19 protein-coding genes and 2 pseudogenes are annotated in these 24,076 nt (G+C 62.4%); 10 read left to right on the top strand and 11 right to left on the bottom strand.

Features of this window, described 5'->3' with window-relative positions; genetic code table 11:
• Positions 1-1,326 (top strand): glycolate oxidase subunit GlcF, encoded by a 1,326-nt coding sequence (gene glcF / locus ACWGTI_RS26515; protein ID WP_454589854.1) that lies wholly within the window; start codon positions 1-3, stop codon positions 1,324-1,326.
• Positions 1,327-1,330: 4 nt separating this feature from the next.
• On the opposite strand, the gene ACWGTI_RS26510 is transcribed toward glcF, so the two are convergent.
• Entirely contained in the window at positions 1,331-2,251 is a 921-nt protein-coding gene (locus tag ACWGTI_RS26510; protein ID WP_454589853.1) for a bifunctional 5,10-methylenetetrahydrofolate dehydrogenase/5,10-methenyltetrahydrofolate cyclohydrolase, read from the bottom strand.
• 368 nt (positions 2,252-2,619) lie between these two features.
• A complete protein-coding gene (locus ACWGTI_RS26505) occupies positions 2,620-3,363 on the bottom strand; it encodes a L,D-transpeptidase (protein WP_454589852.1) in 744 nt (247 codons plus the stop codon).
• A gap of 210 nt (positions 3,364-3,573) precedes the next feature.
• Between ACWGTI_RS26505 and ACWGTI_RS26500 the strand changes: the two genes are divergently transcribed.
• A complete protein-coding gene (locus tag ACWGTI_RS26500) occupies positions 3,574-4,212 on the top strand; it encodes a DNA-3-methyladenine glycosylase I (RefSeq protein WP_454589851.1) in 639 nt (212 codons plus the stop codon).
• Between the two features lie 95 nt (positions 4,213-4,307).
• Here ACWGTI_RS26500 and ACWGTI_RS26495 read toward each other — a convergent pair whose 3' ends face one another.
• Entirely contained in the window at positions 4,308-4,550 is a 243-nt protein-coding gene (locus ACWGTI_RS26495; protein ID WP_454589850.1) for a hypothetical protein, read from the bottom strand.
• Positions 4,551-4,798: 248 nt separating this feature from the next.
• Between ACWGTI_RS26495 and hisS the strand changes: the two genes are divergently transcribed.
• The 4 genes from hisS to ACWGTI_RS26475 all read left to right on the top strand — a co-directional run bounded on the left by hisS (position 4,799) and on the right by ACWGTI_RS26475 (position 10,306).
• Positions 4,799-6,301 carry a histidine--tRNA ligase gene (hisS, locus tag ACWGTI_RS26490; protein WP_454589849.1) on the top strand — a complete coding sequence of 501 codons (1,503 nt, stop codon included), beginning with the start codon at positions 4,799-4,801 and terminating at the stop codon, positions 6,299-6,301.
• A gap of 178 nt (positions 6,302-6,479) precedes the next feature.
• On the top strand, positions 6,480-7,598 hold the full coding sequence (locus tag ACWGTI_RS26485; protein WP_454589848.1) for an ATP phosphoribosyltransferase regulatory subunit: 1,119 nt from the start codon (positions 6,480-6,482) through the stop codon (positions 7,596-7,598).
• Positions 7,595-8,293, top strand: a complete 699-nt coding sequence (hisG, locus tag ACWGTI_RS26480) for an ATP phosphoribosyltransferase (protein ID WP_454589847.1) — start codon at positions 7,595-7,597, stop codon at positions 8,291-8,293. Before ACWGTI_RS26485 ends, hisG begins: the two co-directional genes overlap by 4 nt.
• Positions 8,294-8,539: 246 nt before the next feature.
• Entirely contained in the window at positions 8,540-10,306 is a 1,767-nt protein-coding gene (locus tag ACWGTI_RS26475) for an AMP-binding protein (protein WP_454589846.1), read from the top strand.
• A gap of 32 nt (positions 10,307-10,338) precedes the next feature.
• Here ACWGTI_RS26475 and ACWGTI_RS26470 read toward each other — a convergent pair whose 3' ends face one another.
• Together ACWGTI_RS26470 and ACWGTI_RS26465 are read right to left on the bottom strand one after the other, a co-directional pair.
• Entirely contained in the window at positions 10,339-13,479 is a 3,141-nt protein-coding gene (locus ACWGTI_RS26470) for an efflux RND transporter permease subunit (protein ID WP_454589845.1), read from the bottom strand.
• Positions 13,476-14,645, bottom strand: coding sequence for an efflux RND transporter periplasmic adaptor subunit (locus ACWGTI_RS26465; RefSeq protein WP_454589844.1), 1,170 nt, complete (start codon positions 14,643-14,645; stop codon positions 13,476-13,478). Before ACWGTI_RS26465 ends, ACWGTI_RS26470 begins: the two co-directional genes overlap by 4 nt.
• An 80-nt stretch (positions 14,646-14,725) precedes the next feature.
• Here ACWGTI_RS26465 and ACWGTI_RS26460 point away from each other — a divergent pair, with 80 nt between their 5' ends.
• From ACWGTI_RS26460 to ACWGTI_RS26445, 4 genes are all read left to right on the top strand, one after another.
• Positions 14,726-14,947 (top strand): cysteine rich repeat-containing protein, encoded by a 222-nt coding sequence (locus tag ACWGTI_RS26460; protein WP_454577473.1) that lies wholly within the window; start codon positions 14,726-14,728, stop codon positions 14,945-14,947.
• A gap of 149 nt (positions 14,948-15,096) precedes the next feature.
• Positions 15,097-16,254 carry a calcium:proton antiporter gene (locus ACWGTI_RS26455; protein ID WP_454589843.1) on the top strand — a complete coding sequence of 386 codons (1,158 nt, stop codon included), beginning with the start codon at positions 15,097-15,099 and terminating at the stop codon, positions 16,252-16,254.
• 149 nt (positions 16,255-16,403) lie between these two features.
• Positions 16,404-16,667: a hypothetical protein gene (locus ACWGTI_RS26450; RefSeq protein WP_454577475.1), complete on the top strand. Its 264-nt coding sequence runs from the start codon at positions 16,404-16,406 to the stop codon at positions 16,665-16,667.
• A 176-nt stretch (positions 16,668-16,843) separates the two neighbouring features.
• Entirely contained in the window at positions 16,844-17,215 is a 372-nt protein-coding gene (locus tag ACWGTI_RS26445) for a hypothetical protein (protein WP_454589842.1), read from the top strand.
• Positions 17,216-17,550: 335 nt separating this feature from the next.
• On the opposite strand, the pseudogene ACWGTI_RS26440 reads toward ACWGTI_RS26445, so the two are convergent.
• The 6 genes and pseudogenes from ACWGTI_RS26440 to ACWGTI_RS26415 all read right to left on the bottom strand — a co-directional run.
• Positions 17,551-17,743: pseudogene (locus ACWGTI_RS26440) on the bottom strand (IS630 family transposase); the annotation flags it as partial.
• 35 nt (positions 17,744-17,778) lie between these two features.
• A complete protein-coding gene (locus ACWGTI_RS26435; protein WP_454589841.1) occupies positions 17,779-19,824 on the bottom strand; it encodes a CHASE2 domain-containing protein in 2,046 nt (681 codons plus the stop codon).
• Between the two features lie 15 nt (positions 19,825-19,839).
• The gene (locus ACWGTI_RS26430; protein WP_454589840.1) at positions 19,840-20,565 is read right to left on the bottom strand and encodes a FecR domain-containing protein; all 726 of its coding nucleotides are present in this window, start codon (positions 20,563-20,565) and stop codon (positions 19,840-19,842) included.
• Between the two features lie 88 nt (positions 20,566-20,653).
• Positions 20,654-21,928 carry a tetratricopeptide repeat protein gene (locus ACWGTI_RS26425; protein ID WP_454589839.1) on the bottom strand — a complete coding sequence of 425 codons (1,275 nt, stop codon included), beginning with the start codon at positions 21,926-21,928 and terminating at the stop codon, positions 20,654-20,656.
• 355 nt (positions 21,929-22,283) lie between these two features.
• A complete protein-coding gene (locus ACWGTI_RS26420) occupies positions 22,284-23,471 on the bottom strand; it encodes a magnesium transporter (RefSeq protein ID WP_454589838.1) in 1,188 nt (395 codons plus the stop codon).
• Positions 23,472-23,903: 432 nt separating this feature from the next.
• Positions 23,904-24,076, bottom strand: a pseudogene (locus ACWGTI_RS26415) (hydrogen peroxide-inducible genes activator); the annotation flags it as partial.

The following is a 24,076-nucleotide window of genomic DNA, read 5'->3' as shown; positions in this document are numbered from 1 at the left end:
ATGCAAACCAATTTCTCCCTTGCCCAGCTCGCCGATCCACACGTCGCGGAATCGGAAAAGATCCTGCGCAAATGCGTGCATTGCGGTTTTTGCACCGCCACCTGCCCGACCTATGTGACGCTCGGCAACGAGCTGGATTCTCCGCGCGGGCGCATTTACCTGATCAAGGACATGCTGGAGAACGGCCGTCCCGCCGACAAGGAGATCGTCACCCATATCGACCGCTGCCTCTCTTGCCTGGCCTGCATGACCACCTGCCCATCGGGGGTCAACTACATGCATCTGGTCGACCATGCTCGCGCCCATATCGAGGAGACTTACCGGCGGCCACTGCTCGACCGGATGACACGCGCCATGCTGGCCTTCGTGCTGCCTTATCCCAGGCGCTTTCGCGCCGCGCTGAAACTGGCGAGACTGGGCAAGCCGTTCATTGGCCTGTTCGAAAAGCTGCCGGCCCTGAAGCCGCTCGGGGCGATGCTGAAGCTGGCGCCGGCCTCAATCCCGGCAGCCTCGCCGATGGCCTCTCCGGGCATCCATGCCGGCAAGGGGGAGAAAAAAGGCCGCGTCGCCATTCTCACCGGCTGCGCGCAATCGGTGCTCGATCCTGCCATCAACGAGACGACGATCGCGCTGCTGACCAGGCTTGGCGTCGAGGTCGTGGTGCCGCAGGGCGAAGCCTGCTGCGGCGCGTTGGTGCATCATATGGGTCGTGAGGAAGCAGCACTCGCCTCGGCGAGGCAGAATGTCGATGCCTGGACACGCGCCATCGATCAAGGCGGGCTCGACGCCATCGTTGTCACCGCATCGGGCTGCGGCACCACCATCAAGGATTACGGCTTCATGCTGCGCCTCGATCCGGCCTATGCCGACAAGGCCGCGCGTGTCTCGGCGCTGGCCAAGGACATCACCGAATATCTCTCAAGCCTCGACCTGCCGGAGCCGGTGCGCAAGCCCGGCACCGTCGTCGCCTATCACTCCGCCTGCTCGATGCAGCACGGCCAGAAAATCACCCGCCAGCCGAAGGAATTGCTCGCCAGAGCCGGCTTCATCGTGCGCGAGCCGCTCGAAGGGCATCTGTGTTGCGGCTCGGCCGGCACCTACAACATCCTGCAGCCGGAGATTTCGGCCAAGCTGCGCGACCGCAAGGTGAAAAACATCGAGGCGACCGGCGCCGAAATCGTCGCCACCGGCAACATAGGCTGCATCACCCAGATCGCGTCGGCCGCCAAGCTGCCGGTGGTGCACACGATCAAGCTGCTCGACTGGGCCTATGGTGGGCCACGGCCGGAAGGTGTCTCCGAAGGAACCCTGGTCGCTGCCGAGTAGGCACCTACTCCGCCGCGAGCTGATCCGCCACGCCATAGGTCGCCCGATAAAGCGCCCGCTGGCGGTTGAGCGCCACCATCGTGTTACGCAGCAGGATCGCCACCGTAAGCGGCCCGACGCCGCCTGGCACGGGCGTGATCCATGACGCCACCTCCTTGACACTGTCGGTGTCGACGTCGCCGACGATCCGGCTTTCGCCGTCCGGGCCGATCTCCGAATTGATGCCGATATCGATGACGGCAGCACCCGGCTTGACCATATCGGCCTTGATCAGCCGTGGCTTGCCGACGGCGACGAACAGCGCATCGGCGCGGCGCGCATGCGCCGCCACCGAACGCGTCATGTGGTGGCACACCGTCACCGTCGCGCCTTCGCTCATCAGCAGGAAGGCGATCGGCTTGCCGACGATTTCGGAATGGCCGACGACGACGACTTCCAACCCCTTGAGGTCGAGGCCGGTTTCCTTCAGCAGCTCGACAGAGGCCGCCGCCGTGCATGGCGCGAGATCGAGCTGGTTGTAGACGATGTTGCCGATCGACGCCGGATGCATGCCCTCGACGTCCTTCAGTGGGTGTACGGCCGCCTGCAGCGTCTTGATCGGGATGTGTACCGGCACCGGCCGCTGGATGATGATGCCGGTGACGCGCGGATCGGCATTCAGCCCATGGATCGCCGCTTCGAGCTCGCCAGCGGTGATGTCGGCCGGAAACCGCCGCTCCTCGAAACCGATGCCGGCAAGCGCGGCCTTGGCGCGCTGGTTGCGCACATAGACATCGACCGCATCGGTATCGCCGACCGTGATCGACACCAGCTTGGGCGGAAAACCTTCGGCCGTGGCGATCGCGGCATCCTCGCGCACGGCGGCGATGATGCGCTGGGCGACCGGGCCGCCTTTCAGGTAGCGGCTGTCGTCGGTCCGGGTCATGGCTGGCACCTTTGCCTTCTGGAGCAATTCGAGGACAAGCGTTGAAGCGGCCTTCGGTCCGGAATTGCGTAACTACCGAGATTTGTGCGCTGCAATAGCAGAGAAGCGCCGAGAAATCAGCCCCGAAAGCGAAACCGCCTGCTTTCGGGGCGACTTGCCGGGCCGTGCATCAAACGAAAAGTGTAGAACGAAAAAGGCAGCGCGGTTTCCCTGCGCTGCCTTTTCGTGACCGGCCGCATCCCCACACGGCCCGTCCCCCGTAAACCCTTCACCCGGTTAAAGCACATCGCGCGGGATCGCACTATGACTTGACTGCAACAGCATGAGACTAAAAGTGCTGCGCAGCCTAACCGGCTGATTCGATGTGACTAGATTACCTCGACCGTGGTGCCGACATTGACGCGCTCGTAGAGATCGACAACATCTTCGTTGCGCATGCGGATGCAGCCGGAGGAGACCGCGCCTCCAATCGTCCAGGGCTGGTTGGTGCCGTGGATTCGGTATTCCGTCGTGCCGAGATAGAGCGCGCGGGCGCCGAGCGGGTTCTCTTCGCCGCCGGCCAGATAGGTCGGGAGGTAACGGCCCTTGGCGGCCTCGCGCTTGATCATTTCCGCCGGCGGACGCCAGTCCGGCCAGACGCGCTTGTTGGTGATCTTGTGCGTGCCCGACCATTCGAAGCCCGGCTTGCCGGTGCCGACGCCATAGCGCCGCGCCTTGCCGTTGTTCTCGACCAGGAACAGGAAATTCTGCGTCGTATCGATGACGATCGTGCCCGGCTTCTGCGGGCCGTCATAGGCGACTTCCTGCGGCAGATAGAGCGGATTGATCTGCGGCCGCATGGCCATGCGTTTGGCCGGCGCCTGTACCGAAGCAGTGCGCACCCGGTCGGGTCGCGCCGGTTGCGCATAGCGCAGGTGTGGCTGCTGGACCATCTGTCGGCTCTGCCGCACGATGCCGGGAGCGCGGCCAAGCTGCAGCACCCAGGGTGCGGAGAGGTCGGGGCTCACCATCACCGGTGGCCTGTCGGCATAGCGGTCGCCCGCAGTGGAGGAGGTGATGCCGGTGACCAGAATGGCCACGGCACCGAGCACGGAACGCAAAAAGATCTTCATCGGAACGCACCTTGATCGTCGAACGGACGGAGGCGGAACTTGCCCCCGGTTGCGCGATCCTTGGCGCGAAGCCGCAACCGAAACGTGAATCGGAATGCGTAAAATGCCGCTTTGTCAGTAAACCTTTTGGTGTGGTTACCGCCGGGTTCAGGAATCTGGTAAAGCCGCGGTAAACCAGCGCTCGGGCGCGTTAATGAACGGATATTGCCGATGGCACAAGAAAACACAGGCGTGATCGCCGGCCCCGACGGGGTTATGCGCTGCTTCTGGCACGGCAATCTGCCGGACTATCTGCACTATCACGACCACGAATGGGGTCGGCCGGTCGCCGACGACCGCAGGCTGTTCGAAAAGATCTGCCTCGAAGGCTTTCAGTCCGGCCTTTCCTGGCTGACCATATTGCGCAAGCGCGAGAATTTTCGCGAAGCCTTCGCCGGTTTCGACTTCGACAAGATCGCCGCCTTCACCGACGAGGATGTCGAGCGCCTGGTCGGCAATGCCGGCATCATCCGCCACCGCGGCAAGATCGTCTCGACCATCAACAATGCCAGGCGTGCCCGTGAAATGGTCGATGAATTCGGCTCGCTCGCGGCCTGGTTCTGGAAGTTCGAGCCCGGCAAGGAGGAGCGACCCGAAATCGTCGACCTCGCCCACCTGCGCGCCAACCCGACGACGGCGGTCTCGATCAGGATTTCGAAGGAACTGAAAAAGCGCGGCTGGAGTTTTGTCGGCCCGACCACCGTCTATGCCTTCATGCAGGCCATGGGGCTGGTCAATGACCATCTTGAGGGCTGTGTGTGCCGGGCGCAGGTGGAGAAAGACAGGAAGGCGTTCAAGCGGCCGAAGTGAGCCTCTCTTCCTTCCCCCCATTCACGGGGAGAAGGTGCCCGAAGGGCGGATGAGGGGCGGCGCGAATATTCAAAAGTTCGTGCCATTCCTCATAATCAAGTCCCGCTAGCACCAGTCAGGAACAACCCCGCGACAATCGCCGCCAGCGCCGCAAAAGCGGGATAGATCACCAGCAATCCGGTCATCAGCGCCTCGCGCATGGTCGAGCCCTTGTGCTCGTTGGCAGTGACCTCAAACGGACCGAGGCTCGCCGTCACCGGCGCACGGATCTCGGCCGGCCGCAACCGGACTTCATGCAAGCCGTCGTCTCTGATATCGAATTTCTGTGCTGCAGTCATGGCCCCAACCCTTTGTTTCGGCGCGCTTATCGGCTCTCATTGTGTCGGCACGATGCCGCACCGGTGGCGGAATTGTTTCCTTTTGGTGCGTTTTGTTTCGGACGGTGCCGCTTCTCCCTTCTCCCACAGGGGACAAGGGAGAGCGCAAACCCTTGCCGCTCCCGGCCGCATCGGTTAGGACACGCGCGCGGTGGAAAGCGGTAATTTGACCGATCCACGCAACGCCACGAAACACCGAGTACCTATCCATGGCCGACAAATCGGAAAAGACGAAAGCGCGGCTGCCGCGCGGCTTTGCCGACCGCAGTGCGGAAGACATCCGCGCCGTCGAGAAGATGATGGTGACCATCCGCTCGGTATACGAACTCTACGGCTTCGAGCCGGCCGACCAGCCGCTGATCGAATACACCGATGCGCTGGGCAAATTCCTGCCCGACCAGGATCGGCCGAACGAAGGCGTGTTCTCGTTCCAGGACGATGACGAGCAGTGGCTGTCGCTGCGCTACGACCTGACCGCGCCGACGGCGCGTTTCGTTGCCGAAAATTTTGAGCGGCTGCCCAAGCCCTTTCGCAGCTACCGCTCCGGCTGGGTGTTCCGCAACGAAAAGCCCGGCCCCGGCCGTTTCCGCCAGTTCATGCAGTTCGACGCCGACACGATTGGCACGCCGGGCGTGGCCGCCGATGCCGAAATGGCGATGATGATGGCCGACGTGATGGAAGCGCTCGGCATCAAGCGCGGCGACTACGTCATTCGTGTCAACAACCGCAAGGTGCTGGATGGTGTGCTGGAGGCGATTGGCCTTGGCGGCGATGAGAATGCCGGCCGCCGGCTGACGGTGCTGCGCGCAATCGACAAGCTGGACAAGCTCGGGCCGGAAGGCGTGAGACTGCTGCTCGGACCAGGGCGCTGGGATGGCGGCAAGGAAGGCGAGGGCGACTTTGCCAAGGGCGCCGGACTGAATGAGGGGCAAGCCGAGGCCGTCCTTCTCGCGACAGCGAGGGAACAGGCCCGCCAGGATTCCAATGTCAATGCGAACGCGATCTATCAGGAAGGCGTTGGCGAACTCTCCACCATTGAAGCGTTGGTCAGGGCGGCCGGATACGGCGAAGATCGTATCGCCATGGATCGCTCGGTCGTTCGCGGGCTCGAATACTATACCGGCCCGGTCTTCGAGGCCGAGCTATTGGCCGAGATCCCCAACGACGAAGGCCAGATCGTGCGCTTCGGTTCGGTCGGCGGCGGCGGCCGTTATGACGGGCTGGTCTCGCGCTTCCGTGGCGAGCCGGTGCCGGCGACCGGCTTTTCCATCGGCGTCTCGCGGCTGATGACGGCGCTGAAGAACCTTGGCAAGCTAGATGTGTCGGAGGTGATCGCGCCGGTGGTCGTGTTGGTCATGGACAAGGACATTGAAAGCCTCGGCCGCTACCAGAAGATGGTCGCGGAGCTGCGCGCCGCCGGCATCCGCTCCGAAATGTATCTCGGCGGCGCCGGCATGAAGGCACAGCTGAAATATGCCGACCGTCGCGGCAGCCCGGTCGCCGTTATCCAGGGCGGCGACGAGCGCGCCAAGGGCGAGCTGCAGATCAAGGATTTGATCGAAGGCGCGCGCATGTCGGCGGAGATCACCGACAATGCCGAATGGCGGGCCGCAAGGCCGGCGCAGGTGACCGTGGCGGAGGGTGAGCTGGTTGCCGAGGTGAAGAAGATATTGGCGGCGCAAGCGGCCGATCGCGCGAAAGGTGGCGCTTGAACACCCCCCTCTGGCCTGCCGGCCATCTCCCCCGCAAGGGGGGAGATTGGATGTCGCATAGGCTTTCGCCAATTTTCTGCGTTGAAGAAAAGGCACCGAGCCGCAAGCTGCCGATCTCCCCCCTTGCGGGGGAGATGTCCGGCAGGACAGAGGAGGGTGCCTCGCGCCCAACCAGCCGATGAATCGGTATCCCGCCATCGCGTCCGAAATCACCAACCTCTTCGCCACCCGCAACACGTATGCGGTGGAGGTTGCCGTGCTGCAGCCGGCCGATCCGTTTCTCGACATGGCCGGCGAAGATCTGCGCCGCCGCATCTTTCTCACCGAAAGCGAGACCGGCAAGACGCTGTGCCTGCGGCCGGAATTCACCATTCCCGTCTGCCTCGACCACATTGCCAGCCAGGCCGGCACGCCGCGCCGCTACTCCTACCTCGGCGAAGTCTTCCGCCAGCGCCGCGAGGGCGGCAATGAGTTTTTCCAGGCTGGCATCGAGGATCTGGGCGACCGCGATACGGCCGAAGCCGATGCCCGTTCGCTGGCCGATGCGCATGCGCTGCTTGAGCTGGTGCTGCCGGGCCAGCCCCTCGCGATCACGCTCGGTGACCAGACCATCTTCGAGGCGGTGCTGGCAGCACTCGGCCTGCCGCGCGGCTGGCGTATGCGCCTTGCTCGCGCTTTCGGCTCGGCGCCGATGCTGCAGGCGGCGCTGGCCGACCTCGCCAACCCGCCGCGCAATAGTCAGCTTGAGGCCGAGGTTTCAGCACTTGTTCTCGACGGCAATCTCGAAGCGCTCTCCGCCCACATCGCCGGCGGCATGGAAGAGGCCGGCCTGTCAGCATCGGGCGGGCGCGCACCCGCTGATATTGCCCGTCGGCTGATCGAGAAAGCCGAACTGCGCAGTGTGCGGCTGTCGAACGACGCTTTCGCGGCGCTCGAAGGCTTTCTGGCCATAGACGTACCGCTCGACGGTGCGAGTGCTGCGCTCGAAAGCTTCGCCGCCTCCGCCGGCCTGTCGCTGGGTGCGGCGCTGGAAAAATTTGCGGCCCGCGCCAAAGCCATCGAGGGGCACGGCCTGCCGGCAAACGCAATTCGCTACGATGCCGCCTTCGGCCGTCCGCTCGATTACTACACCGGCATCGTCTTCGAGATCGCGGCTGAAGGTGGCGAGCGGCCGCTGGCCGGCGGCGGCCGGTATGACCGGCTGCTGACGCTGCTCGGCGCCAAGACGCCGATCCCCGGCGTCGGCTTCTCCGTCTGGCTCGACCGCATCGAAGCGCTGCGGGGAGAGCCCAAATGATCACCCTGGCGATCCCGTCGAAAGGCCGGCTCAAGGAGCAGGCGCTGGAGGTGCTGGCCAGAGCCGGACTTGCCGTCAGCCTGCCCGGCGACGAGCGCCAGTACCGCGCCCGCATCGACGGCGCGGAAGGCATTGAGGTGGCGTTCCTGTCGGCGTCCGAAATCGCCGGCGAGATCGGGCAAGGGAACGTCGACCTCGGCATCACCGGCGAGGACCTGCTGTGCGAAAACCTCGCCGACTGGGAGTCGCGCGCCGAGATCGTCGCGCGACTCGGTTTCGGCCATGCCGATGTGGTCGTGGCCGTGCCCGGCATCTGGCTCGACGTCGACACCATGGCCGATCTCGACGATGTCGCCGCTGATTTCCGCCAACGCCACGGCAGGCGGCTGCGCATCGCCACCAAATACTGGCGGCTGACACAACAATTCTTCTCGCAAAAGCACGGCATCCAGGTCTACCGCATCGTCGAGAGCCTCGGCGCCACCGAAGGCGCGCCGGCGGCGGGCCTTGCCGACGTCATCGTCGACATCACCACCACCGGCTCGACCCTGCGCGCCAACCATCTCAAGGTGCTGGCGGATGGGGTCGTGCTGAAGTCGCAGGCTTGTCTGGTGGCATCGCGCAGGGAGCGCTCGGCGGCGGATGAGGCGGTCTTGCGCGACATTGCGGCGAAGATGGGTTCCGTAGTCGCATAGCGCGGCGCCATCCCCCCTCTCCGACCGCTTCGCGGCCACCTCTCCCCCACTCCGTGGGGGGCGAGGAACCCAGGTTCTGCGAAGGCTGCGACTCCCAGCGTTTCCTCGCCCCTGCGGAGCGGGGGGAGAGGTGGCTCGGGCAAAGCCCGAGACGGAGAGGGGCCTTCGCGTCCCCACCACCATCGACGGGATTTCCACCGCCCCATCAGGCTGATAGGTTCAGCTTATCCCCGGGAGGAGACGGCGATGGCGATCAATCTCGACGAGCTCAACAACGCCACCAATCTGCGCGTGCGTGGGGCGCGTGGCACTTTCATTGCCCCGATCGACGGCCGGGCGCATGTTTCGGGCGACCGGTCTGTCCCGCTGCTCGACAAGACCATCCCTGAGCTTTTCTCCGATACGGTCAGCAAATACGCCACGCAGGATGCTGCCGTCTTCGTCGGTCAGGACAAGCGATTCACCTGGAGTGAACTGTCTGACACGGTCGACACTCTGGCCGCGGGCTTCCTGGCGCTCGGCCTCGAAAAGGGCGACCGCGTCGGCATCTGGTCGCCCAATCGCTGGGAATGGCTGGTGACGCAGTTCGCCACCGCCCGCATCGGCCTGATCCTGGTCAACATCAACCCGGCCTACCGGCTGACCGAGCTGGAATATGCCCTCAACAAGGTCGGCTGCAAGGCGCTGGTGACGGCCGCCAGTTTCAAGACATCGGACTATCTCGGCATGATCGAGACGCTGGCGCCGGAACTCGCCAAAGCCGTACCCGGCAAGCTTAAGGCGCAGAAATTGCCGACGCTGAAGATCGTCATCCGCATGGGCGACGACAACTCGCCCGGCATGTTCAATTTTGCCGATGTGCTTTCGATGGCCGGGCGCGACGAGCATGACAGCCTCGACCGCATCTCCGAGGGGCTGAAGCCGGGCGAGGCAATCAACATCCAGTTCACGTCAGGCACGACAGGCGCGCCCAAGGGCGCGACGCTGACCCACACCAACATCGTCAACAATGGCAATTTCGTCACCGCGGCGATCAAGCTCACCGTCGACGACCGGCTGTGCATCCCGGTGCCGCTCTATCACTGCTTCGGCATGTCGATGGGCACGATGGGCTGCGTCACCAAGGGCGCCACGATGATTTTCCCCGGCGAAGGTTTTGACGCCGGCGCCACGCTGAAAGCCGTGGCGCAGGAAGGCTGTACCGGCCTCTACGGCGTGCCGACCATGTTCGTCGCCATGCTCGACCATGCGGACTTTTCCACCTTCGACCTCTCCAGCCTGCGCACCGGCATCATGGCGGGTTCACCTTGCCCGATCGAGGTGATGAAGAAGGTGGTCTCGCTGATGCATATGGAAGAGGTCACCATCGCCTACGGCATGACCGAGACCAGCCCGGTGTCGTTCCAGAGCAGCGTCGACGATCCGCTGGAAAAGCGCGTCTCCACTGTCGGCCGCATCCACCCGCATGTCGAGGTCAAGGCCATCGACGCCGAGGGCGCCACCGTCGCGGTCGGTGAGCCGGGCGAGCTGTGCACGCGAGGCTATTCCGTGATGAAGGGCTATTGGGACGACGCGGAAAAGACCGCCGAGGCGATCGACAGTGACGGCTGGATGCACACGGGCGATCTGGCGACGATCGATGCCGAGGGCTATTGCAACATTGTCGGCCGGGTCAAGGACATGGTCATCCGCGGCGGCGAGAACGTCTATCCCAGGGAGGTCGAGGAATTCCTCTACCGCCACCCCAAGGTCAAGGAGGTGCAGGTGTTCGGCATTCCCGACGCCAAGTACGGCGAGGAACTGTGCGCCTGGATCGTGCTCAAACCCAACCAGATCACCACCGAGCAGGAGATCAAGAACTTCTGCGCCGGCCAGATCGCCCATTACAAGATCCCCCGCTACATCCGCTTCCGCACCGAACTGCCGATGACGGTGACGGGAAAACCGCAGAAGTTTCTGATGCGCGAGGCGATGGTGCAGGAATTGGGGCTGGTGGTGCAAAAGACCGCGTGAGGGCAGGGCGCGGGCCGACAAGCCCATAATGCCTAGCCGGGAAACGTAACCTGCTTCCCTTTGCGCTCGGCGCGCCATTCCTCAAACCGCTGCAAGAGCACGAAGAAGGCAGGCACGAAGAGAACAGCAAGGCAGGTGGAGGCGATCATGCCGGAGAAGACCGTGATGCCGATCGATTTGCGCGCACTGGCTCCGGCGCCCGTCGCCAGCACCAGCGGCGCGACGCCGAGGATGAAGGCGAAGGACGTCATCAAGATGGGGCGAAAGCGGGCGCGCGCGGCCTCTATCGCCGCCTCGATGATCGGTTTGCCGGCGGCGCGCAATTCGCGCGCGACCTCGACGATCAAAATGGCGTTCTTGGCCGACAGCGCAATCAGCAGGATCAGGCCGATCTGGACATAGAGGTTGTTATCGATACCGAGCCCGGTGAGGACCAGCACCGGGCCGACCAGCGAAAGCGGCGCGGCGAGCAATATCGAGATCGGCGCCAGCCAGCTCTCATACTGGCCCGCCAGCACCAGATAGACCAACAGCAGTGCCATGCCGAACACCAGGTAGATCTGGCTGCCGACGAGCTTTTCCTGGAAGGAAAGCGCAGTCCACTCGTAGTCGGTCCCGGGCGGCAGCGTGTCGGCCGCGGCCGCTTCCATCAGCTTGATCGCATCACCTGATGAGAAACCCTGCGCCTGAACGCCAAGGACCGATGCGGAGGGGTAGAGGTTATAGAGGCTGATCAGCGAGGGGCCGACGCTTGGCGTGACCGTCAGGACCGTGCCAAGCGGGATCATATCGCCGTTCTGGTTGCGCACCGTCAAGCGGCTGATGTCCTCGGGCGACAGTCGGAACTGAGAATCGCCCTGCACATAGATCTGGAAGACCCGCCCGAACTTGTTGAACTGGCTGACATAGGTGGAGCCTAGATAGCCGGCGAGCGTCTGAAACACCTGGTCGGTGGTCAGCCCGAGCTTCTGTACCTTTTCGCGGTCGAACTCGACCTGGTATTGCGGGACGTTGGATCGGAACGTTGCCGATACGCGCTGGATGCCGGACTGCGTAGCTGCTGCCCTGATCAGCGCGCTGGTCGCGCCCTGCAATTTCGCAAGGTCGAAACTGCCGTCACGCAACTCGACCTGCATGGTGAAGCCGGCGGCGTTGCCGATGCCCTGGATCGGCGGCGGTGGCAGCACCAGGACATTGCCGTCCGCCATGTCTGACAGGTTCTTGTTCAGCGCCGCATAAAGCGAGGCGAGATCCTCGCCTTTGCCCCGCACGCTCCAGTCCTTGAGGATGATGTAGGCAACGCCGGCATTTGCTAAAGTTGAGTTGTTGTCGAGGGCCGACAAGCCGGCGATCGTCACCACCTGGTCCACCCCCGGCGTTGCCTTGGCGATCTTCGAAATCTGCTGCAGCGTCTCCTGCGTACGGCCAAGCGACGCGCCGTCAGGCAGTTGCACCGAAGCGAGCAGATAGCCTTGGTCCTCGATCGGAATGAAACCGGTGGCCACGCGCGACATGCCGTAGCCAGCCGCGCCAATGATAAGCAACGCGATTATGCCCATCGCCGTGCTGTGGCGCACCATGGATCCGATCAGGCGGGCGTAGCCGTTTTCGGCGCGCTGATAGACGGCATTGAAGCCGCGGAAGAAGGCGTTTCGCCTGTCCAGCGGCACCGGCTGCCTCAGCCAGGTCGCGCACTGCGTGGGCTTTAGCGTTGCCGCGTTGACGGCGCTGATCAAGGCCGTTGCCGCAATCACCAGGGCGAATTGCGCATACATCTGCCCGGTAAGGCCGGGCAGGAACGCAGCCGGTAGGAACACCGCCATCAGCACCAGCGTGATGCCGATGATCGGCCCGAACAGCGCATTCATGGCCGCGACCGCCGCATCGTGGCCGGACATGCCGCGCTCCATGTTGTGCGCGGCCCCCTCGACCACAACGATGGCGTCATCGACGACGATGCCGATGGCAAGCACGATGGCGAACAGGGTCGACAGGTTGACGGTAAAGCCAAGCGCGAGCATCGCCGCGAAGGCCCCGATGATGGTCACCGGCACGGTCGTTGCCGGCACCAGCATCGCCCGCCAGTCCTGCAGGAAAAGCAGGATGACGATCAGCACCAGCACCGCGGCCTCGAGCAGCGTCTTATAGACTTCGTCGATCGCTTGGCTGACGAAGATCGTGGTGTTGAACGGGATCGAGTAAGCAAGGCCTTGCGGGAACTCGCCAGACAGTTCCTTCATCCTGGCCTCAACTTTGCCGGCCACGTCGAGCGCGTTGGCGCCCGGCGACAGGAAGATGGCCAGGCCAGCCGCCTGCTGGCCGTCGAGATTGAAGAATTGCCCATAGGTCTGGGCGCCGAGCTCGACCCGGCCGACGTCGCGCACGCGGGTCAGGTCGCCGCTGGAGCCGGTCTTGACGACCACCGCGCCGAACTGATCGGGGTCGTCAAGGCGGCTGGAAACTTCGATCGTATATTGGAAGGACTGTCCATCGGGCGCCGGCGGCGCGCCGACCTGGCCCGCGGTGACCTGCTCGCTTTGCTGCTGCAGGGCCTGGACGACGTCCTGGGTGGTAAGGCCGCGCACCTGCATCTTTTGCGGGTCGAGCCAGACGCGCATCGAATACTGCCCGGCGCCGAACACGTTCACGTTGCCGACACCTGGTATCCGGGAGAGCTCGTCCTTCAGCCGGATGGTTGCGTAGTTGGCGAGATAAAGGCTGTCGTATTGTTTGTCCGGCGACGTCAGCGTGACGATCTCGAGGATGGAGGTCGATTTCTTCTGGACGTTGACGCCCTGCACCTGCACTGCCTGCGGCAGCGATGCGAGCGCTGTGGACACCCGGTTCTGGACACGCACCTGCGCCTGGTCGAGGTCCGTGCCGATCTGGAAAGTGACGGTCAGATTGTAGCTGCCATCCGACGCGGAGAAGGACTGCATGTAGAGCATGCCCTCGACGCCGTTGACCTGCTGCTCGATCGGCAGCGCCACCGTGTCGATCATCGAGCGCGCGCTGGCGCCAGGATAGCGGGTGGTCACCGAAACGGTCGGCGGCACCACGTCGGGATATTGCGCCACCGGCAGGCCGAAGAGCGAGACCAGGCCGATGACGACCATGAGGACAGCGATTGCATTGGCCAGGACCGGCCGCTCGATGAAGAATTTGGAGATCATTGGGCAGTGCCGTCGGCCGCAGCCGCTTCCAGCGTTTTCACCTGCGGTTCGATCTTCTGGCCGGGCACGGCCGTCAGCAAGCCGGAGACTAGGACGCGGTCTTCCGCAGTGATCCCCTTGCTGATCACGCGCAAGGCACCGACAAGCTGGCCGATCTCGACCGGACGCTCCTCGATGACGTCGTCTTTTCCTGCAACGAGCAGGTAGCGACCCCTCTGGTCGCTTCCGATCGCTCGGTCGGGAACCAGCAGCGTATCCGGTTCTTCTCCCAGCGGCACGCGCACGCGCACGAAGTAACCCGGAAGCAATGCCCGATCGTCGTTGGGCAGCTCGGCGCGCACCGCGAGCGTGCCGGTGGTGGCGGTAACCTCAGGAGAGGCGTAGTCCAGCATTCCCTTGTGCGGATAGCCTGTCTCGTTCTGCAGGCCGACTTCGGCCGGTATCTTCTTGAGGTCCTGACCGGTTATGCCCCGTTTGGCCATGGCGGCGCGAATGCGCAGCACGTCCTGCTCCGAGATGTTGAAGTTGACATAGATGGGTGCGAGCTGAACGATGGTCGCCAGCGTAGTCGCGCTGCCGGCGCCAACCAGTTGCCCGATCGACACCTGGCGGGCGCCAACGATGCCGGCAAACGGCGCCTTGACCTCGGTGTAGCTCAAATTGAGCTGGGCCTGCTCGACGTCGACGGCGCTCTGCTTCTGTTTGGCGGCGTCGACATCCGCCGCCGCGGCGGACTGATCGAGGGTCGATTGCGAGATGATCTTCTGTGATAGCAGCTCCTGCTGCCGCTTGAGGTCGGCTCCGGACTGCTTGGCGGAGGCGTCGGCCGAACCCTGCCCGGCCTGGGCCTGTTCGAGTGCCAATTGGTAGGTATCCTGTTCGATCAGGAACAGCCTGGTGCCAGCCTTGACCTCATCTCCGTCCCTATAGTCGATTTCCTGGATGAAGCCGGAGACACGCGCAACCAGCGGCGTCGTGTTCACCGCCGCGGCGCTGCCTGTGGCCTCGAGATAGGGGGTTACAGTCTGCTTGACCGGAAGCGCTACATCTATCTTGGGTGGCGGGGGCGGCGCGTAACTGTTTTCATTGCTGCAGGCGCACAATAAAATTGCTGCAAATGCGAATGAACCAGCCGTCGGCGCGGCTCTCCTCCATGAGAAAACCATTTTGCCCCTCTGAATACTTCGGTATATATATCGTATTGCTGTGAAATTGCGTGAACCTAGCTTTTTTTGGAGAGTTTGTCATGCGGATTGCGTTAAGCGTGCTTTTTCTGGCAACTCAGGTGACGGCCAATGTCGCATTTGCGCAGACTGCGGCCGAGCGCGAAGCCTGCCAGTCTGACTACGAGAAATTCTGCAAGGGGGTGGAGCAGGGCGGAGGCCGCATCATCAAGTGCCTGAACGATCATCTAAGTGACCTGACGCCGCAATGCCAGAAGGTCGTCAAGGAGAATACGCCCCAATAGGGCCACCAAGGCAATTCCAGCAAAAGTGCGCGGTGATTTTGCCTCCGGAATTGGGATAGAGTGCTCTAGGGCTCGTCCTATCCGACGACTGAGCGGGATCAGCGAACGCTGGCCGGCAAGGCCCGCTGATCTCGTGGAATGTTGGCTGGATGCTTGAAGACAGGCCTACGCAAACGCCCAGGGTTGCAACATCCAAGGCCGCATCGGGCGGTTTCGGGCGATCGGTGATGTCTTGGGTGATGCCTTTGGGTGCCTTGGCCATGGCTCTCGCGGTGAGGGCCAGCGGCCTTTCGGTCGACCAAGGATCGCTGAACCTCAGGATGCTCGTTGGCGCACTGTCGAGCGCGATCTTGTTCACCACCATTTTCGTGGTGCTCGAGCATGCCGAGGCAGTCGCCCGGCGCGTGGGGGAGCCTTATGGAACGTTGGTGCTGACTTTTGCCGTGACGGCAATCGAAGTGTCGATCATCGTCTCTATGATGTTGCACGGAGAAAACAATCCTACGCTGGCGCGCGAGTCCGTTTTCTCGACGGTGATGATCACTTCAACCGGCGTCGTCGGCATCTGTCTCGCGCTTGGCGGCTGGCGCCACCGCAAGCAGGCAATCGTCCGGCAAGGAACCAGTGCCTATCTGGCGGTTCTGATCGCGCTGACCGTCATGACGCTTGTTCTGCCGACCTACACCCAGACCACGGGTCCCGGCACGTTTTCGGCAGCTCAACTTGGTTTCGTCAGTGCCCTTTCAGTACTGCTCTATGCAAGCTTCGTGTTCGCGCAGACGGTCCGGCACCGGGAAGACTTTGTCGAGGGACAAGAGCACCACGTTTCGGTGCGAATGGCCTCTGACGAGAACATCTTTGTCAGCGCTGTGCTGTTGATGGCCGGGCTGATCGGAATTGTTATGCTTGCCGAGCAGGTCGCCGCAAGCGTTGAAGATATGCTCGTTGCCTACCAGGTGACCCAGGCCGACAGCATTGTCGGAGCAATGATAGCAGGGCTGGTGTTGATGCCAGAGGCCATTTCGGCAATTCGCGCTTCGCTCAACAATGAGTTGCAGCGCGGCTTGAATGTCGCGATGGGTTCGGCCTGCGCCACGATCGGCCTGACAATACCGGGAGTAGCAGCCGCCAGCCTGCTGACGGGGAGGGGGTTGACCCTGGGGCTGCCGGCGGCTGACACGGTCCTCTTGGTCCTGGCGCTTTTCACATGCGCCGTAAGCTTCAGTACCGAAAGAACCACGTTCCTGACCGGCATGGTCCATATCGTGGTGTTTTTTACGTATGTGTTTCTGATCTTTGTGCCGTGAAACTGGCCACTGATGCAGGGTCCGGCTGTGCCGGGTGCTGCATCGCCGATCTGGCCGCGCCTCACTGGAACGGAATCAATCGATCCGTTGAGGCTTTAGCTCGCTGATGCTACATTAGAGAGGCTGCAGGTTAAGGAGAGGGGAAACCTATGGTCAGACGTGGTTTGTTTGCATGCACATTTGCCGTTGGAGCTTTGCTCGCGATTTCGTCGATGGCAGGCGCCTCTGGATTTCGTTTCATCGCATCGGCGGAAGCAAAGACGGTCGTCATCCAGAAGACCACCATCTACATTACGACACTTCCATCGGGCTGCGTTAAGACCACCTATAGCGGTGGGATCGTGGTCTGGAAGTGCGGCACGAAATACTACCAGCCCTACAAAAACAGGTACGTGCTCGTCTACATCAAATAGTGAGACAGTATGGTGTGAGGCATAAAGCCTGTTACGGCCCTGTGGCACGATCTTGAGATCTGGCATGGCGCTGGCCGGCCTCGCAGCCATTTCTGGAATGAGCGCGGACGAGAATCGAGCACCTGACTGACCGTATCATATCTGCACGCCCCGATGTGCACCGAGCCGGTTCCAGGATGGGAAACTTCGACGAAGCCGCTATCCAGGCTGACAGCATTGTGGGCGCAATGATCGCGGGTCTGGTTTTGATGCCGGAAGCCATTTCGGCGGTTCGCGCTTCACTCAACAATGAGCTGCAACGCGGCCTGAATGTCGCAATGGGGTCGGCCTGCGCCACAATTGGTTTGACGATACCGGCAGTCGCAGCAGCCAGCCTGCTGACGGGACGAGGGTTGACCCTGGGGCTCCCGGAGGCTGACGCCGTACTTTTGATTTTGGCGCTTTTCATATGCGGCGTAAGCTTTAGTAACGAAAGGACGACGTTCCTGACCGGAATGGTCCATGCTGTTGTATTTTTTACTTATGTATTTCTTATATTTGTACCATGAAAGGTTCGACGCATGCGGCTGCTGATGCGTGAGGCAATGGCCAAGGAACTGGGGATGGTGGCTTGGAAGACGGCGTGAGGCAGAGATTGTTGCCGATGTATTCGCGCTCCACCGGCCTGAGTGGCTGACGGCGCTCGGCCAGCGTTGGCGATGGCAGAGATATTCTCAAGGCTCAGCCGCTCGAAGCCAGGCTGACACGCGGGTTGCCCTCATGGCGGCGGAGCAGACGCCATGTCAATTTAGATCCTGCGGTTGATACTGCCAAACCTAGATATCGACCTCCTTCACGGCAACAAGCCCGCCTGGTTTTGCGACGCGGCAGACTCCTCGATTGCTCGGGTCAGCTCTTCGTCGATGAACACCAGGCGGGGAGGATCGATACGGTCCTGATACTTTGCCCACTGTGCCCGCCGGCACGCGCCACATCCGGGCGATCCTGCTCACCCGCGATCAGCGTCTTTTTTGTGACTGAGCCTGTCGGGCGTGGACGAACTCCCACACCGAACGGCAATCGACCTTCAAGCCGCGCTCAGGTCGGCACCCCTGCAATCCGCTGGATCCGGTCAGCGTGTGCTTCGGGTTCGGGGTGCAACATTAGGCGGGGACATTTGCACGGATGGCGGCGAACCAACCACCCCGGCAGGGGCGCCAGATTGCTCACCACTTGGGCTCTCTACTGCGCTGCTCATACTTTGGTGAGCAATTTGCATCTCCGGAACGGTGAAAACCGGTACCTCGCCCTTGAAACCCTGGAGTTCAAAGGCGCCCGCCTGGACAATCGGCGTCGATGCTCCTGCCGCAAAGCCGGGTCCCATCACAAGGGGGATGCCAAGCTTCTTCGTCGTCGATTCGAGCCGTGCCGCGCGGTTCACCGGGGAGCCGATCGCGGTGTAATCGAAGCGCCTTTCGGAGCCGAAATTGCCTACCGAGCAGATGCCGGTCTCGATGGCGACGCCGATTTCGATGGAGCGATGGCCATCCGCGGTGAAGGCGGCGTTTTCGCGCTTGACCCGCTCGATCAAGGCAAGGCCCGCGTCCAGCGCACGTTCGCGATGATCGGGTTGATCAAGCGGTGCGTTCCAGAAGGCCAGCACCGCATCGCCCATGAACTTGTCGATGGTGCCGTCGCGCTTGAGGATCTCATCGGTCGCAATGCCGAGGAAATGGTTGACCACCTTGGCGATTTCTTGGGTGTCGAGCTGTTCGCTCATTGTCGTGAAGCCGCGTATGTCGCTGAGCAGGATTGTGATCTCGCGCTTCTCGCCGGACAGGATTGCCTCTGTGTCCGAGCTTGCGAGGCGCTGCACCACTGAGGGCGAAAGATATTGGGAGAACTGTCGCGTCAGCGTGGACCGGCGCTGCTCGCTGCGCCTGTATAGGACATAGCCTTCGAAGCCCGCAACCATGATCGTTGCAAGCGCCGGCTGCAGCGGGTCGTAGAGTGCACCCTGCAGGCTGTACTCGAGAGCGCCGAACACGAACGGGGCGACAGTCAGCAGCGCCAGGGCGAGGGCGCCAAGCACGACACGCCCGCCGAGCACTCCGGAAAGCCCGATGAAAACGACGGCACTGAGGAGAAACCAGAGCCGCTCGAACATTCGCGCGTGCGTTGGCTCTGCTAGGTAGCGCCCGGCAAGCATCTGGGCGATCGCATCGGCGTGGATGTCCGCGCCTGGTCGCGTTGGACGCGTCGGCGTGGGCAGGTACTGCATCAGTCCCACAGCCGACAGCTCGACAATGGCGATAGCGTCCCGCAGCCGCGGATCGCCATGGCCCGAAAGGATGGTGCTGGCAGACAGGCGGGGCGTATCGGTGGCGGTTTCCCAGAGGCGGATGCCCCCCTCCGGCTCGAGCGGCACAATGGCGCCGGCCATCCTGAGCGCGTCGAACCCGGCTGCATTCATCCGGGCTATGTAACCGTCCTGTCCGGCGTAAAGGCGCAGGAGCTCGAGTGAGAAGGACGGCCACAGCTGCACGCCTTGAGCGGTGTTGCGAATCCAGAGCAACGGCACATGGCGCAGTACGCCGTCGGGATCGGGCAAGGTGCGAATCACGCCGAGGCCCACGGCCGCGTTCGAGAATTCGGCAAGCGACCCGGTCAGGCCGGTGAAGCCGGGAAGTGTATCGGGTACTTGCCCGACGATCGACCAGCCGGCTTTGGGTTCTGCTTCTGAAACCGTCGCCTCATTGCCCAGGCTGACGGCAAGCGCCGTTCGATTTTTGGCCAGCGCCGTGGCCAGGCGCTTGTCTCCGGCGATGCCCTCAGGCGAGGTGTCGGCCTCGGGGAGTACCAGCGCAAGCCCGACCACCGACGCGCCGGATTGTGTGATGCCATCGACCAGATCGGCCAAGAGGCCACGGTTCCAGGGCCATCGTCCATGTGCGTTGAGGCTGGCGTCGTCTATCGAGACGATCACGACAGGATTGCTCGTCGCCTGGCGCGGGGCGAGAAACTGGTAGAAGTCGTACGTGCGTTCGCGTAGGCGCGACAGCGGCCCGTCGAAAACCAAATGGCAAGCGAGCAGCAAAAGAATGAGCACGAGACCGGATATCTTGCGCCTCACGGTCCAGCGCCAATCCGCCCAACGTCGAGCAGCAAAGGGGCTCATACCGGGCGCCCGGGCCTAATTGCAGAAGCGGCCGCAGCCTTCGCCCTCGCCATCGTCCCTCCGTCCGCCGCTGCCCACGGGTGGCGTTGGGCTGTCAGGGAAGTCCATGACCACTCCTGGCAATGCGCCGTCCGTGGAATCGCAGACTTTGAGCGCGCCGCCGAGTGCCGACGCACAAAGTGCGCTCACGTCCAAACCAGGACCCGGCGCGCCTGGCAGGCCGGTACCGGCTATCCGGTCGATACTGTCCAATATCGGGAAGGTGTCGATTCCGCCGTAGCCGGCCAGCAGCTTGCCATCTTGCGATGTGCAGGCGTAGCCCGGGTTTGTGATAACCAGCCGTTTGCCATTGATGGTGCAGGTCATACGGCCGGCGCGCAGAATGCCGACAGTCTGGCCAGCTGCCACCAGCACTTCGATGATGCCGCCCCTCGCGCCGAGCACCATGTGCGGCGTCGCAACCTGCATGGCGCCCCGTTTCGAAACCTGGCCGCCATAAAAACGGGCCAGGCCGCTGTTCATGCCGATGTCGATCTTTCCCGATCCGGAGCCCGGATTATAGACGAATTCATCGATCGTCAGGCTGGTGTTGGGACCTATCTTGGCGCTCGATTCATCCCGGAACACCAGCATTCCAAGACCGGTGGGATCGCTGTGCAGCTGGTCGCCCAGTTCGACGCCGGCACCAACGTTCATTGTCCCACCGTTATTGCGGACGATGTTGGTCTGATAGGCTGTCATCGACCCGACCGTCTCAGCGGCGGAGGGTGACGCTAAGGCAAGGCAGGCGATAAAAATCGCGATCTGACGGTACCTCATCGCGGCCCTTTCAATTGAGCGTCAACGTATAGCTCATTAGCATTTCGAACGATTTTTGGTCGCGGCTAGCGACTGCGAAGTTGGTTTCTCGATAGGCGAGATCAACGCTGATCTTCTGGGCTTCCGTCATCTGAAAATCGCTTTCCGAGGCAATGCGCCAGAAGTCACTCTTGATATTTGTGCCGATGCCGACAGACAGATCGGGAGTGTCGCTGTGGCCGGCCGAGAAGGCGATCTGGTGCGACCATGCGAAAAGATCCGGTACGGTCATCAACAGGCCGCCATAGCGGACCTCGCCCGAGTAGCTGTGGCCGATTTCGCCAGATCCTGACGCGAAGTCATTCGAGCCGACAAAGCGCAGTCCGAGCGCCTGGCCATTGCGGAAGCGGTAGCTGCCGCCTGCCTCATAGAAGACCCTGCTATCGGCGAAAATGCCTTGCGAGGCGCTTAGATCGATGTAGCCGCCACCGGCGAAGAGGGTCGTCTCGACCGTGGGGCGAACGAGGAAACGTCCACTGAGGCCGACGCCGGTTTCGTTGATATCGCTGTCGAAACGATCTGTAACGGTAAACGCGGAAAGCAGCAGGCGAAGCGAATCGATCCCACTGTTGGGCAGCCCCTTGTCCCAGGTAATCGCTGCGTTGCCGTGGACAAAAGTCTTCTCGCTACCCGGAACCGACAGGTCTTCCGTGAAAAAACGCTGTGTCGCCATCAACGAGCCCGAAAGAACGAGGGCGTCAGCGCTTGGCGTGCCGAGGTCCCACCGAACAAAGCCGTCGGCCCGCCCGTAGGGCGAGACGAAGCTGTCGTCGTCCTGCGCCCCGCCTGGCTCAAAATCGGTGAATGCGCTGAATACGCCTCCGGTCAGGGCGAGTTCCCAGGTGACGCCACGCAACGCGCGCTCGATGCGGGCGAGCAAACGAACAGCTTCCTGTTGCTCACTTTCGGTCAGACCGCCGACTTCGATGCCGTACTGCACCTGCCGCCGGGCCAATTCATAGGACCCGACATGATAATACAACCGGCTGGCCGCAAGCCGGGCGCGCGCATCGCGGGGGTATTTGATCAGATACTGCTCGATTGAGGAGATCGCCTGATCGTACTGGCCCGCGTTGACCGCAACCGTAACGAACTGGGCGAGCGTTCCATTGTCGGCAGGATTGGCGATGCGGGCCGAAAACGCGTCGTCATAGCCCGCAAAAAGACCTTGTGCGCCGGCCGGCAATACGCCGCCGAAAAGCAGCGCTGCGGCGAAGCCGAAGATCGTTCGAGCCGAAGATTGCATGCCGAGAACCCCACCCTCGACCCGACTAGTGCGAAGGATCTAGCACGGCTACAAAAAAAAAGGCGACGAAACCGTCACCAGACCGTGCGAGCTTCAGCAGCTGTTGCAGCTGCGCAACAAATTATCGGGTTTATTCCTATTTCGGCTGCGTTGGTTGCCAAAACATCTTCCTAGCGTTGCTGAACATAATTGGAGTATCCGGCACCAGCGGAAAACAACTCAAAATCCTCAGCGGCGGATGGCAGGTCACAAGATTTGTGTTGTTGCGCGATTCTGCGCGCATCTGGTACCGAAGGTCATCCTCGACTTCGCTTGTTGCCCCAATTCCCAGGGACGCGTCCCTGGCCGCGCCTTGCTAGAGCACGAGCAGGGTAGCCAGCCACAGCATCAGGCCCATGCCTACAATATCAGTCAAGGTGGTGAGGAAGATCGCCGAAGCGACCGCCGGATCGGCGCCGACCCGGCGAAGGCCCAACGGGATCAGCACGCCGGAGATTCCGGACAAGAGGCACGCTCCGGACATGGCAAGCAGGATCACGAGTGCCAGCATGGGCGCTTGGGCCGCCGACTCCGGTTGCCTCGAGGCGTAGAACCACATCGCCGCTGCCGCAACAAGGCCGACGAGCACGCCGTTAGCGATCCCGAGCGCGCCCTCTCTCATCACCAGGTGCAGCTTCGGTCGTTTGTCCACATCCCCCAGGGCAAGGCCACGCAGCGTCATAGCCAGTGCCTGGCAGCCAGTGTTTCCGCTTTGCCCGGCCAGGACCGGGAGGAACGCCGCCAGGGCGACGATCTTCTCGATCGTGCCTGTGAACGAGCTGACCACGAATGCGGCCATGAAGGCCGTCAGGAGGTTCAACTGTAGCCACGGATGACGCTTCAAGAAGGCTGAAAACAGCGGCGTAAAAGAGCGCTCCTCCTTCTGGACACCTACCATCTGGCCAGACTGGGCGGAAATCTCGATGATTTGCTGCTCGAACAAGCGCCAACCGCGAACCTGCCCGAGCAGCCGGTTCTCCGCGTCCACCACCGGGTAGACAGGGTAGTGACGCCGTACCGCTGCCTCGCACGCGTTGCTCAAAGAGAGATCGACATTAAGAGCAAACGGCCTGGGCAGCATGATCTGATCGACAATGGCGTCCGGTTCGCTCAGCATCAGATCGCGCAGGACCACCAGGCCAACCAGTTTATCGCCCTCGCTCGTGACGTAGAGATAGGTGAGCTCGGTCGGCACCTTGGCGCGTCTGACAGCTTCAACCGCGGCAGCAACGGTCGTTCCGACCGGAACGCTGGCGGAAATCGGGTCCATCAGTTCGATGAGCGACTCGGGTATCGCGACACCCTCGTCACCGTCATCAGACCCGATGGGCCGCATGTGCAGCGGCAAATGCTCGGCCACCTTTCGGGCGTGCCCGTCCGGCAACAGCTTTAGTGTGTCGCGGATGAACTCGGGAGACTCTTTGGCGAGCAATTCAGCCGCGTCATCGGGTGCTCGGGCACGCAGCGTGCGCACCAACTTCTGAACGCCGGTCTCTTCTTTCATTTGCTATAGCCCCCAATTGAAGGTCGCATAGTAGGTAAAGTATCGGATCGCACCAGTGCGGAAATACGACAGCTTTTTCCGGCCGCAGCAGTCCGCCTTGTGGTCCTCGAAGAATATGAGTTGATGTACGCCGACCGACGCCAGCGTCGACCTGCAGACGCCATCTCGTTTGAGTGATCCGGACCGGCCGGGAATTCCGGCCTGAGCGATCAATGGCCGTCCTGGGAAATGCGTGGGGGCAAGATCCTTTCAGCCAGCTTCAATTCAAGCTCTGCCAATGGCGGGTTGGAGAGTCTGACATCGTCGAAAAGGTCATCGGCGAAGCGGCTGCTAATATCTCAATGACCGCGAAGCGGCGCAAACCCCCCATCCGGCCCTCACGCAGGTCCCCTTGATCAGAAACAGGCATTCGATGTTGGCCTATCAGACAACTCACGCCGCCAGCACGACCTCGCCCAGCCCACGAATGATCTTGGCCAGTTCCACGCACTCGTCATGCCGCACCTTGTTGCGGCGCCACGCCAGGCTGATCGTGCGTTGCGGCATCGGCTCCTGGAACGGGACGATCTTGAGGTCCGGCATGACGCTGGCCGGCTTGGCCGCCA

The organism is Mesorhizobium sp. ArgA1, assembly GCF_053714375.1.
Note: the sequence above shows the minus strand (reverse complement) of the source record. Positions and strands in the feature narration are given on the sequence as shown.

Bases quoted from the DNA above. Each gene is read 5' to 3' on its own strand.
- glcF (WP_454589854.1), top strand. From the start codon at position 1: ATGCAAACCAATTTCTCCCTTGCCCAGCTCGCCGATCCACACGTCGCG.
- ACWGTI_RS26510 (WP_454589853.1), bottom strand. From the start codon at position 2,251: ATGACCCGGACCGACGACAGCCGCTACCTGAAAGGCGGCCCGGTCGCC.
- ACWGTI_RS26505 (WP_454589852.1), bottom strand. From the start codon at position 3,363: ATGAAGATCTTTTTGCGTTCCGTGCTCGGTGCCGTGGCCATTCTGGTC.
- ACWGTI_RS26500 (WP_454589851.1), top strand. From the start codon at position 3,574: ATGGCACAAGAAAACACAGGCGTGATCGCCGGCCCCGACGGGGTTATG.
- ACWGTI_RS26495 (WP_454589850.1), bottom strand. From the start codon at position 4,550: ATGACTGCAGCACAGAAATTCGATATCAGAGACGACGGCTTGCATGAA.
- hisS (WP_454589849.1), top strand. From the start codon at position 4,799: ATGGCCGACAAATCGGAAAAGACGAAAGCGCGGCTGCCGCGCGGCTTT.
- ACWGTI_RS26485 (WP_454589848.1), top strand. From the start codon at position 6,480: ATGAATCGGTATCCCGCCATCGCGTCCGAAATCACCAACCTCTTCGCC.
- hisG (WP_454589847.1), top strand. From the start codon at position 7,595: ATGATCACCCTGGCGATCCCGTCGAAAGGCCGGCTCAAGGAGCAGGCG.
- ACWGTI_RS26475 (WP_454589846.1), top strand. From the start codon at position 8,540: ATGGCGATCAATCTCGACGAGCTCAACAACGCCACCAATCTGCGCGTG.
- ACWGTI_RS26470 (WP_454589845.1), bottom strand. From the start codon at position 13,479: ATGATCTCCAAATTCTTCATCGAGCGGCCGGTCCTGGCCAATGCAATC.
- ACWGTI_RS26465 (WP_454589844.1), bottom strand. From the start codon at position 14,645: ATGGTTTTCTCATGGAGGAGAGCCGCGCCGACGGCTGGTTCATTCGCA.
- ACWGTI_RS26460 (WP_454577473.1), top strand. From the start codon at position 14,726: ATGCGGATTGCGTTAAGCGTGCTTTTTCTGGCAACTCAGGTGACGGCC.
- ACWGTI_RS26455 (WP_454589843.1), top strand. From the start codon at position 15,097: ATGCTTGAAGACAGGCCTACGCAAACGCCCAGGGTTGCAACATCCAAG.
- ACWGTI_RS26450 (WP_454577475.1), top strand. From the start codon at position 16,404: ATGGTCAGACGTGGTTTGTTTGCATGCACATTTGCCGTTGGAGCTTTG.
- ACWGTI_RS26445 (WP_454589842.1), top strand. From the start codon at position 16,844: ATGGGAAACTTCGACGAAGCCGCTATCCAGGCTGACAGCATTGTGGGC.
- ACWGTI_RS26435 (WP_454589841.1), bottom strand. From the start codon at position 19,824: ATGAGCCCCTTTGCTGCTCGACGTTGGGCGGATTGGCGCTGGACCGTG.
- ACWGTI_RS26430 (WP_454589840.1), bottom strand. From the start codon at position 20,565: ATGACAGCCTATCAGACCAACATCGTCCGCAATAACGGTGGGACAATG.
- ACWGTI_RS26425 (WP_454589839.1), bottom strand. From the start codon at position 21,928: ATGCAATCTTCGGCTCGAACGATCTTCGGCTTCGCCGCAGCGCTGCTT.
- ACWGTI_RS26420 (WP_454589838.1), bottom strand. From the start codon at position 23,471: ATGAAAGAAGAGACCGGCGTTCAGAAGTTGGTGCGCACGCTGCGTGCC.